The 15602-nt window shown below is 37.0% G+C and carries 14 protein-coding genes; all 14 read right to left on the bottom strand.

The genetic code is table 11. The features are described from left to right. Nucleotides 1–401 precede the first annotated feature (401 nt). Nucleotides 402–1556, bottom strand: a complete 1155-nt coding sequence (locus ACM55F_RS09020; RefSeq protein WP_416853470.1) for a phospholipase D-like domain-containing protein — start codon at nt 1554–1556, stop codon at nt 402–404. Continuing rightward, nucleotides 1537–2646, bottom strand: a complete 1110-nt coding sequence (locus ACM55F_RS09015; RefSeq protein ID WP_416853469.1) for a site-2 protease family protein — start codon at nt 2644–2646, stop codon at nt 1537–1539. Before ACM55F_RS09015 ends, ACM55F_RS09020 begins: the two co-directional genes overlap by 20 nt. A gap of 105 nt (nt 2647–2751) precedes the next feature. Beyond that, nucleotides 2752–3741, bottom strand: coding sequence for an NAD(P)-dependent oxidoreductase (locus ACM55F_RS09010; protein WP_416853468.1), 990 nt, complete (start codon nt 3739–3741; stop codon nt 2752–2754). A 253-nt stretch (nt 3742–3994) separates the two neighbouring features. Continuing rightward, nucleotides 3995–4393, bottom strand: coding sequence for a DUF2784 domain-containing protein (locus ACM55F_RS09005; RefSeq protein ID WP_416853467.1), 399 nt, complete (start codon nt 4391–4393; stop codon nt 3995–3997). Between the two features lie 10 nt (nt 4394–4403). Next, the gene (locus tag ACM55F_RS09000; protein WP_416853466.1) at nt 4404–4661 is read right to left on the bottom strand and encodes an acyl carrier protein; all 258 of its coding nucleotides are present in this window, start codon (nt 4659–4661) and stop codon (nt 4404–4406) included. Next, nucleotides 4658–5848, bottom strand: a complete 1191-nt coding sequence (locus tag ACM55F_RS08995; RefSeq protein ID WP_416853465.1) for a dihydrolipoamide acetyltransferase family protein — start codon at nt 5846–5848, stop codon at nt 4658–4660. Before ACM55F_RS08995 ends, ACM55F_RS09000 begins: the two co-directional genes overlap by 4 nt. After that, nucleotides 5841–6839 carry an alpha-ketoacid dehydrogenase subunit beta gene (locus ACM55F_RS08990; protein ID WP_416853464.1) on the bottom strand — a complete coding sequence of 333 codons (999 nt, stop codon included), beginning with the start codon at nt 6837–6839 and terminating at the stop codon, nt 5841–5843. Before ACM55F_RS08990 ends, ACM55F_RS08995 begins: the two co-directional genes overlap by 8 nt. A 26-nt stretch (nt 6840–6865) precedes the next feature. Next, complete coding sequence (locus ACM55F_RS08985) at nt 6866–7126, bottom strand: zinc ribbon domain-containing protein (RefSeq protein ID WP_416853463.1); 261 nt, start codon at nt 7124–7126, stop codon at nt 6866–6868. Nucleotides 7127–7192: 66 nt separating this feature from the next. Then, nucleotides 7193–8182, bottom strand: coding sequence for a pyruvate dehydrogenase (acetyl-transferring) E1 component subunit alpha (gene pdhA, locus ACM55F_RS08980; RefSeq protein ID WP_416853462.1), 990 nt, complete (start codon nt 8180–8182; stop codon nt 7193–7195). Nucleotides 8183–8247: 65 nt separating this feature from the next. After that, entirely contained in the window at nt 8248–9771 is a 1524-nt protein-coding gene (locus ACM55F_RS08975; protein WP_416853461.1) for a trypsin-like peptidase domain-containing protein, read from the bottom strand. A 50-nt stretch (nt 9772–9821) separates the two neighbouring features. Then, a complete protein-coding gene (gene acsA, locus ACM55F_RS08970; RefSeq protein ID WP_416853460.1) occupies nt 9822–11555 on the bottom strand; it encodes an acetate--CoA ligase in 1734 nt (577 codons plus the stop codon). Nucleotides 11556–11627: 72 nt separating this feature from the next. Continuing rightward, entirely contained in the window at nt 11628–12086 is a 459-nt protein-coding gene (locus tag ACM55F_RS08965) for an OsmC family protein (protein WP_416853459.1), read from the bottom strand. Nucleotides 12087–12124: 38 nt separating this feature from the next. Beyond that, nucleotides 12125–12880, bottom strand: coding sequence for an SDR family oxidoreductase (locus ACM55F_RS08960; RefSeq protein ID WP_416853458.1), 756 nt, complete (start codon nt 12878–12880; stop codon nt 12125–12127). Nucleotides 12881–12890: 10 nt separating this feature from the next. Further along, nucleotides 12891–15311, bottom strand: a complete 2421-nt coding sequence (ppsA, locus tag ACM55F_RS08955; protein WP_416853457.1) for a phosphoenolpyruvate synthase — start codon at nt 15309–15311, stop codon at nt 12891–12893. Nucleotides 15312–15602 lie beyond the last annotated feature (291 nt).

The raw sequence follows: 15602 nt of genomic DNA, 5'->3' as shown, positions 1-15602 counted from the left end.
AAACCTGGTGCTTGAAAGAGCATTCAATTACAGAACAGTGACTCACGGTTCCGTCGCTAACCTGGGCTAACAAAGTTCTTTGAGAAAGGAACTAGAAAAACAATTCATCCTGACTTGGAACAAATATTGTTTTTCGGTCTAATTTCGAGATTTTATTCTTTAAATCCTTTTGAATCCAGTCCTCTTTTTTTTTAGTTTTTATTCGATGCGGTTCCATTTTTTTAAATTCTAAATTAGTATTTTAAAAATATGTAAAATGCTTATTTATAATGATTTATCAGTTAAAGTTACAAAAAATATTTAATTAACAATACTTATTGTCATAATTTTTTTGCCTTAACGAAATAGAATTATCCTTTTTCTGTTTTTGGGATAAAAGCTGCTATTGCCATGGAACAGTGTTAATTATTGAATCGTTTATAGGGTGTGTACGTGACGATTATTTCTATCATTCTGGTAAATAAATACGAAAGCAGATTAATGATTTTTGTAAATAAACTAGTTTTAATTCTTAGTGATTCTGGAGTTACCCTTTGGCATTGTGCAATAATTTGGTTGAGGTGGGATTGATAAATTTTTGAAAATAGAATAGAATTTATTTCAACATTCATTTCTACACTTCCATAAGAACTTAAATTATTCAGGTTAAAAGAACCTATAGTTGTCCAGCAACCATCTATTACTGCTGTTTTTCCATGCAAAATAGATTTGTCCCACTCGTATAATTCGATGTTGTATTTAAGCAGTTTGCCATAGAGAAAGCAAGTAGCGCGTCTTGTCATTGGTAAATCTGATATTCCGGACAGAATTAATTTAATCTCCACTTTATTTTTGGATGCTTTTTTCAAGGCTCGAATGATTCGTATGCCGGGAAGAAAATAGCTTCCCACTATAATTATTTCTTTTTTTGCGTTTCGAATGGACTTTATATATCCATCACAAATTTCATTTTTCCTTTTTAGCCAGTCATTCTGAATAATACGTACCAAAGCATCCTCTTGAAGATGAAAGACGGACTTAATTTTTTTGCTGCCCAAACGTCTTTTCTTAAAATAGATATCTCTGCAAAGTTCCTGAAGTGGTTCGGCAATTTCACCATTTAATTGAACCGCATAGTCAAGCCAAGGCGCTTCCGTGGACGTGCCATGGTATTTATCGGCTATATTTATTCCACCTATTAGTGTAATTTTTGCATCAGCAACAACTACTTTATGATGCAATCTTCTGCCAAGATAAAAGGTGTATGCTGAAAATAAAGGGGCAAAAAAACGAATGTTAATACCAGATTGCTTTAGTTCGTTTATTATTTCTGAGGGGAAGGATAATGAGCCTAATCCGTCTAAAAGGATGTAAATTTTAACATGGCGTGCAGCAGCTTCTTTTAATGCGGTAATAATTCTTCTTCCTATTAAATCGTTTTCAAAAATATACATCTGAATATCGATTTCAAATTGGGAATTATGGATAATAGCTTCTAATCGAGAAAAATAATCTTCGCCACTATAAACAAGTTCCAGACTTTTAGAGGTATGAACGCTATTTTTTCTTTTCGTCATGGGCATTATTTATTTTTACCTCATTAATTAAAATGAATTCCATAAGATTTTCTACATCCAAAGTACCTAGAAGTTCATTGTTTTCCATTACCAGCATTAATCTTGATTTATTGAGTTGTATGAGCTCAAAGATGTTTTCCAAAAGGGAACTACTGTCAAGATAAACTAAATTTCGATCCATGACATTATAAATGAATTCATCACCTCCTTTTTCAGACAGTGCCATTATAATTTCGTCCCGATTAAGTGTACCAACAGGAATGGTATCTTCTATAATTAAAAAATTCTTGTTTTGGCTGTCCAAAACTAATGCCACTGCTATTTTTATTTTTTCATTCGCATCTATCGTTGGGTAATTTTTCATTACAACATCATGTACTTTAAAACCCTTCAGCATAAATTTCGATTCGGTATAATCAGCTTCAACTTGAGCACCAATAATAACAAATATACCTATAAAAATCAAAAAAGGAGAAGTGAAAAAACCAAAAAGAATAAAAGCCATTGCTAATAATTGACCTATTCGGGCCGAGATTCTTGTGGCAACATGTCTTTGTAGTTTAAAGGATAAAAGCGCGCGTAAAATTCTGCCGCCGTCCATAGGAAAAGCCGGAATTAAATTAAAAAGGGCCAGCCAAAAATTGACTAAAAAGAAATTGAGAAAGAAATTATCGGCATTAATACCAGGAGATAATTCAGCCATCAATTGCTCCGAAGTATCTGGAATCGTAATAAAAATTCCCGTTACTAATGCCAAAGTGATATTTACCAAAGGCCCCGCAAAAGCGACTATTAATTCCTCTGCAGGCTTTTCAGGGATTCGTTCAAGTCGGGCTAAACCGCCAATAGGTAAAAGCGTGATGTCTTTGGTTGTTATGTTATAATTTTTTGCTGCTAAAGCATGCCCCAGTTCGTGTAGCAAAACAGTAATGAAAATAGATAAAATAAATGCAACAGACCATATTATTTGCTCCGTATTTTGGCCTGCTCTGTAGTTAATGAAAATGATAAACAGAATAAGTAAAGAGAAGGTCCAGTGAATAAATATCCCAATACCTGCTATTTTTCCAAGTTTAAATGATCCTTTCATTTTTTGAATTTTTAATACTATTAACCATAGTATGATTAGAAAAAAATAGGCAAATAATAAAAATCAATATATTGTATTCGTTTAGAAATGAACACAAAGTTTCACTCAGTGTACTTCATTTTCAGAAATACCATTGTATGCCCAAGCATTTAAGTTCGCAATGGTTGTATGGGCAACTGCCTCTAATGCTTCATTTGTTAAAAAACCCTGATGTCCGGTAATTAATACATTAGGATAGGAGCGGAGTTTTAGAAATAAAGTGTCAGTTATGGGAGCATCAGTATGTTCCTGAAAAAATATCGGCTTCTCCTTTTCATAAACGTCCAAACCAACTGCAGCTATGGTTTTGTTTTCTACAGCTTCTAATAAATCCGCTGTATTTAAGAGGCTTCCATGAGCCGTGTTAATAAAGATTACTCCTTTTTTCATTATCGAAAAAATGGATTTGTTGAACAAATGCTCTGTTGTACTGTTATGCATATAATGGACAGATAGCACATCAGAATTTTTGCATACATCTTCCAACGAAGCATAGGCAATAGGGATTTCATTCATTAGTTCCTTGTTTTCCTCAATATCAAATGCCAGAATATTACATCCAAAACCATGCATAATTCTAGCAAAAGCGGCACCAATTTTTCCGGTCCCTACAATGCCTACTGTTTTTCCATACAAATCAAAACCTACTAAATGATCTAAACGATAATCGCCTATTTGCATTAACGTCTGACCGAAAACCAGTTTTCTGTTTAATGCCAATAATAAAGCTACTGCAAGTTCAGCAATGGCATGAGGGGAATAAGTCGGCACATTTGCCACTTTTATTGCCAAAGATTTTGCTCTTGGCAAATCAACATGATCATACGCTACTGAACGCAGGGCAATGTACTTAACGCCATAGCTGTATAATTTTTCCAATACAGCTTCAGATGCATCATCAGAAGTAAAAAGCGAAACGGCATCAAAGCCTTTGGCAAAATTTACGGTACTTTTATTCAAAGACTGCCCTGTAAAAACTAATTCGTGATTGCCATGGGCTGCTTTTTTCAGGAAAGGTTTATCAAATCCCAATATACTATATACTAATACTTTCATTTTTTGAATTTTTTAATATCAATAAACTAAAACGCATTCGTAAAAAAGTGGGGCATTCAAATGATTAAAAATCAATAAATTGTAGTTTCTTTTGTCAAGAAAGGGCTTATGTAAAGTTACATCAATTTAAGCCAAAAAAATGATGTATCGGAATAATTTGAGTTTGAAAATATAAAATAGGTATTCTAATTTCAGATTGGTTTACAACAAAATACAATCTGTTAAAAGGAACCAGTTTTTAGATTTTTTCCAGCTATTCATTTTTTAACTTTCGATCCAGTCTTTTCCTTTTTACGGCAAAATAAATGCTCATAAAAAACGCTGTAAAAAAGACAATTCCTGTTGAGCCGTCAACAAAACTTTCCGAAAAATTAATCCCTGTAATTTTTAGAATTAAAAAATGGATATAAGAATTACTGGTATCAGTATAGCCCAAAAGTTCACGTATTTTCCAATGCCAATCTGTAAACGGACAATAACCAAAGCCGTACCAAATCCCCAGTATAAACCACGAAAAGGCAGTAAGTGATAAAGTGATTATATGTGCAAATCGCCATCGTGGAACAATCCATCCAAATATATTGAACAAGATGAGAACGGTATGAAACACTATAAAAAAATAATCAATAAAATGCAGAATAAATTTACTCATAATAGTGCTTTTATTGTGCCGTTGCTGCTCTTTTATTCAAAATATAAGATACTAAATCTTTTAGTGTTGTGATTTTTCCATAATCCTGTTCCGGAATTTCTATTCCTAATTTGTCATTCAGTGCAACGATGAATTGTAACGTATCAAAGGAATCAATAGTTAGGGTTTCTCTAATATTTTCATAGGGTTTCAATTCAGAAGGTTCCGTATCGGGAGCAATCTTTTTTAGCAATTGAAAAATAATTTTTTTAATTTCTTCTTCGGTCATAATAATTCAGGTGTTTGTAAATGTTTGTTTAAAGAAAATAAAAATCGACTACCGGTCAGTCCGTCAGTGGCGCGATGATCACCGGCTAGTGTAACGTCCACGCAAGACCTGATACCAATCATTCCTTCCGTTGCAAAAGGTTGTTCCTGAATATTTCCAAAACCAATAAGGGCCACTTGCGGCGGATAAATTACACCAAAAACCAAATCGGCTCCACCATCGCCTATACTTGTTATTGTTATGGTCGGATCGCTCAATTCCGAACTTCGTAATCGCAATGCTCGAGCTCTCGGAATAATATCATTTAATGCATCCATGATTTCATCAACATTTTTTAAATTAACCTGATGAAGAGCAGGAACAATAATGCCTCCAGTACGCAACGACACCACAAAACCAATATTAATATCTTTTTTTAGGTGTAAACCATTATCCCAAATAGCATTCAACTCCGGAAATTCAGTGAGCGATTTCGCTGTTGCTTTTATCAATAGGGTAACAGGAAGCAACCGTTTTTTTACGCTACGGTGCTCGTTTGCTATCTGCAACCATGTCAATGCATTTTTCATATCAATCCTTTTCTCTAGATAGTAGTGTGGAATTTCCCTATTGGATTTACTCATGGCAGCCGCCACAGCTGAACGAATTGCTTCAGCAGGAGTTCCTCGTTTTTCTATTTCAACAGGTGTTTTTTCTATTTCAATTTTTTCTCGTTCGGCTATCGCATTCTCCACATCCTCTTTTGTAATGGCTCCATCGGGACCGGTTCCCGTTATTTTCGAAAGGTCAATATGGTTATCGTCAGCAATTCTCTTCGCTAATGGTGAGGCTTTGATATGTATTTCTACGACTTTTTTTGCGGTGATCGGTTCTATTCTTTTTTCTTCTATCGGTTGTAATACTATTGATTCTTTCTCAGGAATTTTTTCTTCTTTTGTTTCTAAAGGAACTCCACTTGGATTAATTAATGCCATGACGGTTCCTACCGGCACTTTCGTCCCTTCCTGAATTAGTAATTCTCCGATAGTTCCTTCGTCAAAAACTTCGATTTCTATCAGTCCTTTTTGCGTTTCCACCTCGGCAATAATATCACCACGTTTCACTGTATCACCTGGTTTTTTTTTCCATTCGATCAAAGTACCGTCTTCCATATCAGCGCCTAAACTGGGCATTAGAAATTCAATCATGGCGTATCATTTTTTTTACCGCATTAACAATATCATTTTTCTGGGGAACCGCGGCATCTTCCAGATGAGCAGGATAGGGAATAGGAACTTCAACGCCGCACAATCGTTGTACGGGTGCGTCTAAGTCATAAAACCCTTTTTCCATAATTCGTGCGCTAATTTCCGAAGAAATGCTTCCCGAACGCCACGCATCTTCCACAATCAGTGTCCGGTGTGTTTTGGCTACCGAAGCCAGGAACGTTTTTTCATCTAAGGGGCGTAACACCCGTAAATTAATAACTTCCGCTTCAATACCAACAGCGGCTAATTCGGCGGCAGCCTCCAGACTTTTATAAACGCCTGTTCCGTAAGTAATAATCGAAATGTCTTTTCCTTCTCGTACTACTTTGGCTTTAGTAATATCAATAATGCCTAAATCAGCTGCTATTTCTTTTTCGATATTGAGCATTGAAGTATATTCAAAAATAATAATCGGATCTAAACTTTGCAGTGCCGTGAGCAACATCCCTCGCGCATCTTCATGTGTTCCCACAGATAAAACAATCAATCCCGGAACGTGGGCATAAAACGGTTCCCAGCTATGCGAATGTTGCGCTGCCGATTGTCGGCTAACACCGCAGCTCATTCTTATGACAATTGGAACGTTCAATTGGCCTCCCGTCATGTGCTGAAACGTCGCTGCATTATTAACAATCTGATCCATGGCGAGCAATCCAAAATTGACGGTCATCAATTCAACAATAGGCCTCATACCTGCTATTGCAGCGCCTATTCCAGCTCCCACAAAACCAGCTTCGGAAAGTGGTACATCCATAATGCGTTCCTCTCCAAATTCCTGTAATAGTCCTCTACTTACGGCAAAAGCTCCTCCATAGCGTCCCACATCTTCTCCCATCAAAAAAACACGTTCGTCATTTTGCAATGCTTGGCGAATGCCTTGTTTCAAAGCCTCTCGATAGGTGATCGTTATTTTGCCGTTACTGTTCTCCATTTTTTCATATTGTTTATAAAAACCTATTAGCTGTTTTTCCAGCGCTTTAATACAGGTAAAATATTGATTGCCCTCTGAATTGTATACACAGGAAGGTTCAATTTCTTCATTTGAGTTTCTACTGTATTCTTCATGTCTTCCAATTTCATTTCCGGCTTTTTAAAAGTACCGTCCTCGTAACAGTACTTGCAATATTCATTATTTTTCAGGCCATTTTGTTCTGTTCCTTTTGCAGCTTCGGAGTCAAGCGGCATACCGCAACTTTGACAAAATATTATATTTTCCATGGTTTTTATTTTTAAAAAAGTTAGTTGATGTGCCATAAATTAGTATTGCTTTTTTCTCTATAAAATTTAATTTTCAGTGTAAACAAATTTTGTCAATTGGTTCAAGGGTTCCCAAGTTCCTGCTTCAGCAAAGTCTACTGCTTTTTGTATTTTCGCTTCTATTTTGTGTTCCATTTCGGTAATTTCATCTGGAGTAATCCATTTTTGTTGCAATAGAAATTCCTCAAATTGCGGAATGGGATCCCGTTTTTTCCATTCCTCGACTTCCTTTTTATCACGGTATAATTCGGCATCAGCCATAGAATGTGCCCGAAATCGATAGGCATTGCAAACCAATAAATAAGGTTTTCCAGTACTCCTGACTTTTTGGACTGCAGTAGTAGCAGCGTTAACAACGGACATTAAATTCATGCCATCAACTGCAGCAGATTCTATTCCATAAGCAGTGCCTTTTTTTTCAATCTCTGTCATGGAATGGGTGTATCTGATGGCAGTTCCCATGGCATACAGATTGTTTTCACAGACAAATAGAACGGGAACTTTCCAAAGTGCGGCCAAATTCAGGGCTTCATGAAATTCCCCTTCAGCTGCGGCACCTTCGCCAAAAAAACAACAGGTGATATTGGTTTTCTTTTGTTTTTTGGAAGCCAATGCCATTCCAACGGCTATGGGAAGATGAGCGGACACAATAGCATTACCACCGTAAAATTTTTTTGATATATCAAATAAATGCATGGAACCACCTCTACCTCGACTACAGCCTTGCTGTTTACCATATAATTCGGCCATTATAATATCAGCGTCAATTTTTCGTGACAAAGCATGGCCATGATCCCTATAAGTGCTTAACACATTGTCTTCGTCATCCAAAGCCTGACTTACACCCACGGCTACGGCTTCTTCGCCAATATATAAATGCAGGAAACCATGAATTTTGGCCTTCGCATATTGTTCTGCAGCTTTCTCTTCAAACCGTCGGATGAGCAACATTTGATACAAAAGTAAAAGGCCTTTTTTTGCATCCATAGGTTTTTGTATTGTGGCTGATTGTACCATGTTATAATTATTTTAGATTGATTTATTCATCCAAATTGTGAGCTTTAATTCATCTATAGTTTATTTTACATGCCAAAAGCATAATAATAGTAAGATGGGTCATCTGCATATTTTCCTTCTAGCATGATACCGCCTCTTTGCGCTGCAACAGCTTCCATAAATGACTTAATAGTAGAAATGGTTCTATTGTTGATGGAGGTAATTACAAATCCTTCACGTATGTCAGTGTATCTTTTCAGTTTTCCGTCATAAAGGTTTGTCACTTTTAGTCCGTTTCTAACATTGTAATTTTTTTGGTCTTCGTTGGTAATCTCAACCAGTTCAACCCCCAAATCCTTTAGCAAATCCAAACTTTTAGTTTTTATGATTTTAGTGCTGCTTTCCTGTTTTTTGAGCGTAGCAGTAAGTTCTTTTTTTTCTTTACCGTTTCTAATCAGTACGATTTTTACTTTTTCTCCCGGACGTTTTCGCATAATAACCTCCTGTAATTTAGATGTAGTAATTGTTTCAATATTATCAATACTGATTATAACATCTTTCGCTTTGACACCGGCTTCTTTCGCGGCTCCGCTTACCATCACACTGTCAACATAAACACCATTGGCACGGTCAATATGTATTTCCTTTGCAATTGTGCTGTTCAAGTCTCGGATACTTATTCCTAAAATGCCTCTCTGAACGGATCCAAAATTCATCAGATCATTGGCGACTTTTTTTACAATGTCTACAGGAATGGCAAAAGCATATCCTGCATAGACTCCTGTAGGTGTCGCTATGGCAGTATTGATTCCAATGAGTTTTCCTTCTAATGTTACCAAAGCACCACCGCTATTGCCAGGATTCACTGCAGCATCAGTTTGTATGAATGATTCGATAGCACCCTGATCACTTAAGATGTTTATATTTCGGGCTTTGGCACTTACAATTCCTGCCGTAACGGTTGAGGCAAGATTAAAGGGATTCCCTACGGCAACCACCCATTCTCCTACTTCTATGCTGTCACTATCACCGTACATAATGAATGAAAGGTTCTTTTCATCAATTTTGAGAAGTGCGAGATCTGTTTGTGGATCAGTACCAATAACTTTGGCAGGATAGGAGCGTCCGTCAAATAGAGTGATATTAATTTCATATGCATTTTTTATCAGATGGTTGTTCGTAATTATGTATCCGTCAGGAGTCAGTATTACTCCAGATCCGCTTCCAATCAAAGGCTCAGAATCATATTGTGGGGATTGGGGAAGTTGGAATTTAAATTGTCTAAAAAAAGGATCATCTCTAAAAAAATCTTTTAAATGGTCAGGCATATTATGAAATTCATCTTTATCTTCATTTTGATTCTGTTGGGTTTGTGATTTGAAATAACATTTGATGTGTACTACTCCGGGTGTGGCTATTTTGGCGGCTAATCTGAAATCTACATTGTTCGTATAAGAAACTTTATCCGGAATGGAAGTAGCACTTTTCTGGATTGCTTCTATATCTTTTTCATTTTTCTTATCTTGTGCCTGACATCCTTGAAATAGTAGAAAAATAATGAACAAATAAATCATTTGACTTTTCGAATTCATTTTTTTTGATGGTGTCATGGCTGAAATTGATTTTAGTTGAAAATTAGTTTTTCGTATCTAAAAATATTTTAGGATTGTTCCAATGTTGAAATATCTCCTTCTGGTAATCCGAGCTCTCGGGCTTTTAGTAACCGTCGCAAAATTTTTCCACTTCGGGTTTTGGGAATGCTTTCCACAAATTCAATTTCTTTAGGAGCAACGGCCGGTCCCATTTCCTTTCGAGCAAAACCCATAATATCCATTTTGGTTTCCTCATTGGGCTCTTTTCCAGTTTTCAATACCACAAAAGCTTTTACTAATTCACCAATAGTAGGTTCTGGTTTTCCAATGACTGCTGCTTCTGCCACTGCCGGATGTCGCATCAGGCTACTTTCGACTTCAAAAGGTCCCACCATATGTCCCGAAGTTTTGATGATATCATCGGCACGACTGATAAACCAAAAATAACCATCGGTATCTTTTTTGGCTAAGTCACCGCTGAGGTACCAGTCGCCAATAAAGCATTTGTTATAGCGTTCGTTTTCATGTAAATACCCTCTAAAAAGAGACGGAAATCTTTTTTTTAAAACCAAATGTCCTTGAACATTAGGTTCTGTAATAAGTTTTAGTTGTTTGTCATTTATTGCTGCAATGGCAATTTCCACTCCGGGTAACGGTTTTCCCATCGAACCGGGTTTTACTTTCATCGAAGGATAATTAGCAATCATAATACCGCCAGTTTCGGTTTGCCACCAATTGTCCAGAATTGGAATACCAAAATTTTCTTCACCCCAAATCACGGCTTCGGCATGAAGCGGTTCTCCCACACTCAAAATCAGGCGAAGATTTTCAAGATTATATTCTATACAGGGTTTTATCTCCATACGCATCAATCGTCTGATGGCAGTGGGAGCGGTGTACCAAATGTTTACTTTGTGTTCTTCGAGAATGGAATACCACCTTGCGGCATCAAATTCTTCTTCATCAACAATACAGGTAACACCGTTAACTAAAGGCGCAATAATTCCGTAGGAAGTACCGGTAACCCAACCTGGATCTGCAGTACACCAATACCTATCTCCTTCGTGAAAATCGAGTACATATTTGCCTGTTATATAATGCGTAAGCACGGCTTGGTGCACATGTAAAACACCTTTTGGCATTCCAGTGGTTCCGCTTGTAAAATGGAGCAATGCTGCATCTTCCGGATTGGTTTTCGGAATAACGAAGTTGTCTTTGGCCTGTTCTATAAGTTTGGAAAAGGACAATATTTTTTCTGAAACATGCTCGGTTATATCACTAATAATAATGTATCGAAGCAAAGGAAGTCTTTCGAGGATTTGTTTTATAGTCTTGTCAAATAAAGCGGATGTTGTCATTAAAACCGATGCATCGCCTCTGCTGAGTCTTTGAAAAACAGGCTCAGGGCCAAAAACCGAGAACAACGGGCAAAATACCGCGGTGTATTTTAATGTTCCCAAAGCGGTAGTATATAATTCGGGAATTCTTCCTGCCAAAGAGAAAACGCGTTCCCCTTTTTGGACACCCAAATTCTGAAGTACATTGGCAAATTTTGAGGTCTGTTTTTGCAATTCGGCATAAGTGAAGTCCTGAAAGTTTCTGTCTTTTCGAATAAAACGAAATGCCACTGTATCTTTCAGAGGACTGTGAGCATGACAATCAATGGCTTCATGAGATATATTTAATCCTTTTCCATCAGGAAGACCACTTAATTCTCTGGCAATAGTGTCCCATGAAAAAGAAGCTTGTACTTTTTCATAATCCAAAAGGTGGTGTTCTATTTTATTTTTGATGGAAATCATACTTTTCCTATTTTCAAATGAGACCGATTAGAACATAAATAACTCTTTATTTTTTGACGATACTTTTATAGGCTAGAATGAATTGCCAACCGGAACAAGATTATGCTCAATAATTATTTCTGGCTCTAATCGAATGTTAGCTTTAATGGCACCGGAAATTATACAGGCCTTTTCACTCATCTCCAAAATATGTCTTGCCCTTTCCGGTTTTTGGGAATAGGGGATTACAAGTTTTGGTTGTAGAATAATTTCGGTGATCGTGTACTTACCATCGATCATATCAACATTGCAAATGGATTTACTGTCAAAACTTATAAATTGCAGTTTTGAATTTTCGGCAATCGATAGAAAAGTAGTCAATAAGCAACTGTTTATTGATGCAATAAACAGATGTTCAGGTGACCAAATTTCTTCTATTCCTTTAGGGAATTCGGGAGGTGTGGCCACTTCAATATTTTGCGGCAAAACGGGGGAACTTAAAAGTCCTTTTCTTTTGCCTTTCCATTTCAGATTTACTTCGTAAGTATACATTTTAGAAGGTTTTTAGTGAGAATTTCAATTCAGAAAAATTATTGTGCCACAAAGCCGCCATCCACCGCCATGGCATGGCCGGTTACAAAAGAGGCTTCGTCTGAGCACATCCAAACGACCGCGTTAGCGATTTCTTCAGGTTGACCAAAACGCCCAACAGGTTCCAGACCTGTAAATTGTTCTATTGCTTCTTTCGTTTTTCCGGTAAGGCGATCGATCATTGGTGTTTGTATTACGCCGGGACAAACGACATTCACTCGGATTCCGAGTTTAGCGCATTCTAAAGCTGCAGTTTTTGTTAATCCAATTACACCATGTTTTGATGCTACATAAGCAGGCAAACCAGCGAATCCAACCAGTCCGGCTACCGAAGCACAGTTTACAATAACGCCTTTACCTTGTTTCAGGATTTCAGGGATTTCATATTTCATACAAAGCCAAATCCCTTTTAGGTTTATACCAATGATCTTGTCCCAGTTCTCTTCTGTACATTCGGAAGTAGGTGCGGATACTCCTTCAATACCGGCATTGTTATAGGCATAATCCAATCGGCCAAAAGCGGCAATAGTTTTTTCTACCATTGCTTTTACGTCTGTGGTTTTCGAAACATCACATTTGATAAATATCGCTTCACCTCCCAAGTCTTTGATGAGGTTTACCGTTTCATTGCTTTCTATCCAATCCACTACAGCTACTTTAGCTCCTTTTTTGGCGAAAGCAATTGCCGTGGCTCTACCAATCCCAGATGTGCCACCAGTCACAATGGCCACTTTATTTTTGAATATTGTTTCCATGATTATTTTTTTACATTAGAATTTTTCTTTTTGTTTTCTTTTCTGCTTCCAAAATATTTTCGATTCCCTTTATCAATGCATCGGGATTAAACGAGATGCTGTCAATGCCTTCGTTCACTAAAAATTTAGCAAATTCTGGGATGTCACTGGGCGCCTGTCCGCACAATCCCACTTTTATTTTAAAACGTTTGGCAACCCGAATCGTTTCTTTAATCAAATATTTTATAGCTGGATTTTCTTCATCAAACAAATAACTTACTAATGCGGAGTCGCGATCTAAACCTAATGTGAGTTGCGTTAAATCATTGGAACCAATAGAGAAACCGTCAAAGAGTTTTGCATATTCATCGGCCATTAATACATTGCTTGGGATTTCAATCATGACATATACTTCCAGTCCGTTGATGCCTTGTACTAATCCGTTTTTAGCCATTTCATTAAGAACTTTTTCTCCTTCTTCGAATGTTCTGCAAAAAGGAATCATCAGTTTTACATTATGAAGTCCCATTTCATTTCGTACTTGTTTCATGGCTTCACATTCTAGAGCAAACCCTTTTCGATAAAAATCGCTGTAATAACGGGAAGCGCCACGAAAGCCAATCATGGGATTTTCCTCATCAGGTTCATAATATTTTCCACCAATCAGGTTGGCATATTCATTACTTTTAAAATCACTCATCCGCACAATCACATCTTTAGGGTAGAATGCAGCAGCTACGATGGATACCGCTTCGGCCAGTTTGTCAATGAAATAATTTTTAGGATCTGCATAACCTTTGGTTAACGCGGCGATTTCGGCAACAATGTTCTCATCGGTTATTTTTTCAGGTTCGCACAATGCCAGCGGATGAATTTTGATGGTATTGGAAATGGCAAATTCCATTCGCATTAAACCCACTCCTTGATTGGGATAATGGCTTAATTCAAAGGCTCTTTCGGGATCGGAAAGAATAAGCATTGGGTCCGTTTTTGGCATTTCAAGTTTACTGAAATCTTGTTCCGTTATTTCCCATTTCAATAATCCGTCGTATATATTTCCTGCTGCACCCTCGGCACAGGAAACGGTGATTTCCTGACCATTTTTTATCGTTGAGGTTGCATCTCCACAACCAACCACGGCTACGGTTCCTAATTCCCGAGCTACAATAGCGGCATGGCTGGTGCGTCCTCCTTTATTGGTAATAATTGCCGAAGCCCTTTTCATGATGGGATCCCAATCGGGATTGGTTAAATCTGTCACTATGATTTCCCCTGTTTGCAATAAATGACCTTCTTGTGGACTATTTAGAATTCGGGCTTTTCCCGAAGCAATTTTATCTCCAAGAGCAATTCCTTGGGCTAAAAGTGTACTTTTCTCTTTGAGTTTATAGATTTCGCGGATTTGCTTATTTACTTTTCCATGAACAGTTTCCGGACGTGCTTGTACGATATAAAGTTGGTCATTCAAACCATCTTTTGCCCATTCAATATCCATTGCTTTTTTATAATGTTTTTCGATGCTATAGCACCATTGGGAAAGCTGAACCACTTCTTTATCGTTTAATGAAAACTGGTTTTGTTTTTCCAAAGGAGTTTCGGTATTTATAATAGTATTTTCTGCGGATAGACTTTCGGATGTACCCGCATAAATCATCGTGAACTCTTTTCTTCCACATTGCCTTTTTAGAATCGGATTCAATTCCGGATTTTCTAAAGTGGGTTTAAAAACGATCCATTCATCTGGTGTAACGGTGCCCTGAACAATATTTTCACCTAATCCCCAACAACTATTAATGATGATGGTGTTTTCAAATCCACTGTCCGGATCAATGGTAAATGCCACACCTGATGCAGCCTTATCACTTCGGACCATTTGCTGTACGCCAACAGAAATAGCAATGTCTAATTTGGCGAAGCCCATATCATGGCGGTATTTGATAGCACGATCCGTAAATAAGGACACAAAACAGCGGTGTACGGCATCCACCAATTGGACTGAACCACTGATGTTTAAAAAGGATTGCATCTGACCTGCAAAACTGGCGGTTGGCAAATCTTCGGAAGTGGCGCTGCTTCGTACCGCCACATCAAGATTATCAATGCCACATTGTTTACCAAGTGATTGGTAGGCGAGATGAATTTCATCACGAATTTCATCAGGAATGGTTGCTGATAAAATTAGGTTTCTTGCTTTTTCTCCAATGGAAGAAAGATTGGAATACTGTTTTGTATCCAATGAAAACAACAAATCTTCCAGAGGTTGCTCCAGATTATTTGCTTTTCGGAATAGTCGATAGGCTTCTGCGGTAAGGGCAAATCCGTTGGGAATGTTAATACCAATTGGATTGAGTTGATTGTACATTTCGCCAAGAGAAGCATTTTTGCCACCAACTTTACCAATGGCTTCAATGCCAATTTGGTCGAAAAAAAGGATGTGTTTGTACTTTGCCATTTCGTATTTTTTTTTTAAATCGAAACAGACCATTATTAGTCTATTAGAATAGTAACAATAGAAAAATATTTGAGGCAGAATGTTTTAGTTAATCCAATAGTAAATTTTTGTAATTCAGAAGTAGGTTTGAAATTTACGTATTATTTTTTGGCCTAAAAAAGAGTGTAGTAGGTGTTCCCGCTTGTTAAAACCAATACTGTAAATTTAAACAAATAATTATTTTATTGGTACAAAAAAAATATTTTTTTTAAATATTTTTTTATTTAAGTAATTAAAAAACAGTAGTTTGTG

This window comes from Flavobacterium melibiosi, assembly GCF_048158545.1.
GTDB lineage: Bacteria > Bacteroidota > Bacteroidia > Flavobacteriales > Flavobacteriaceae > Flavobacterium > Flavobacterium melibiosi.
The sequence above is the reverse complement of the archived record's forward strand: the minus strand, read 5'-3'. Positions and strand labels throughout refer to the sequence as shown.

Bases quoted from the DNA above. Each gene is read 5' to 3' on its own strand.
- ACM55F_RS09005 (WP_416853467.1), bottom strand. From the start codon at position 4,393: ATGAGTAAATTTATTCTGCATTTTATTGATTATTTTTTTATAGTGTTT.
- acsA (WP_416853460.1), bottom strand. From the start codon at position 11,555: ATGATTTCCATCAAAAATAAAATAGAACACCACCTTTTGGATTATGAA.
- ACM55F_RS08975 (WP_416853461.1), bottom strand. From the start codon at position 9,771: ATGACACCATCAAAAAAAATGAATTCGAAAAGTCAAATGATTTATTTG.
- ppsA (WP_416853457.1), bottom strand. From the start codon at position 15,311: ATGGCAAAGTACAAACACATCCTTTTTTTCGACCAAATTGGCATTGAA.
- ACM55F_RS08990 (WP_416853464.1), bottom strand. From the start codon at position 6,839: ATGGAGAACAGTAACGGCAAAATAACGATCACCTATCGAGAGGCTTTG.
- ACM55F_RS08960 (WP_416853458.1), bottom strand. From the start codon at position 12,880: ATGGAAACAATATTCAAAAATAAAGTGGCCATTGTGACTGGTGGCACA.
- ACM55F_RS09000 (WP_416853466.1), bottom strand. From the start codon at position 4,661: ATGACCGAAGAAGAAATTAAAAAAATTATTTTTCAATTGCTAAAAAAG.
- ACM55F_RS08995 (WP_416853465.1), bottom strand. From the start codon at position 5,848: ATGATTGAATTTCTAATGCCCAGTTTAGGCGCTGATATGGAAGACGGT.
- ACM55F_RS09020 (WP_416853470.1), bottom strand. From the start codon at position 1,556: ATGACGAAAAGAAAAAATAGCGTTCATACCTCTAAAAGTCTGGAACTT.
- ACM55F_RS09010 (WP_416853468.1), bottom strand. From the start codon at position 3,741: ATGAAAGTATTAGTATATAGTATATTGGGATTTGATAAACCTTTCCTG.
- ACM55F_RS08985 (WP_416853463.1), bottom strand. From the start codon at position 7,126: ATGGAAAATATAATATTTTGTCAAAGTTGCGGTATGCCGCTTGACTCC.
- ACM55F_RS08965 (WP_416853459.1), bottom strand. From the start codon at position 12,086: ATGTATACTTACGAAGTAAATCTGAAATGGAAAGGCAAAAGAAAAGGA.
- ACM55F_RS09015 (WP_416853469.1), bottom strand. From the start codon at position 2,646: ATGAAAGGATCATTTAAACTTGGAAAAATAGCAGGTATTGGGATATTT.
- pdhA (WP_416853462.1), bottom strand. From the start codon at position 8,182: ATGGTACAATCAGCCACAATACAAAAACCTATGGATGCAAAAAAAGGC.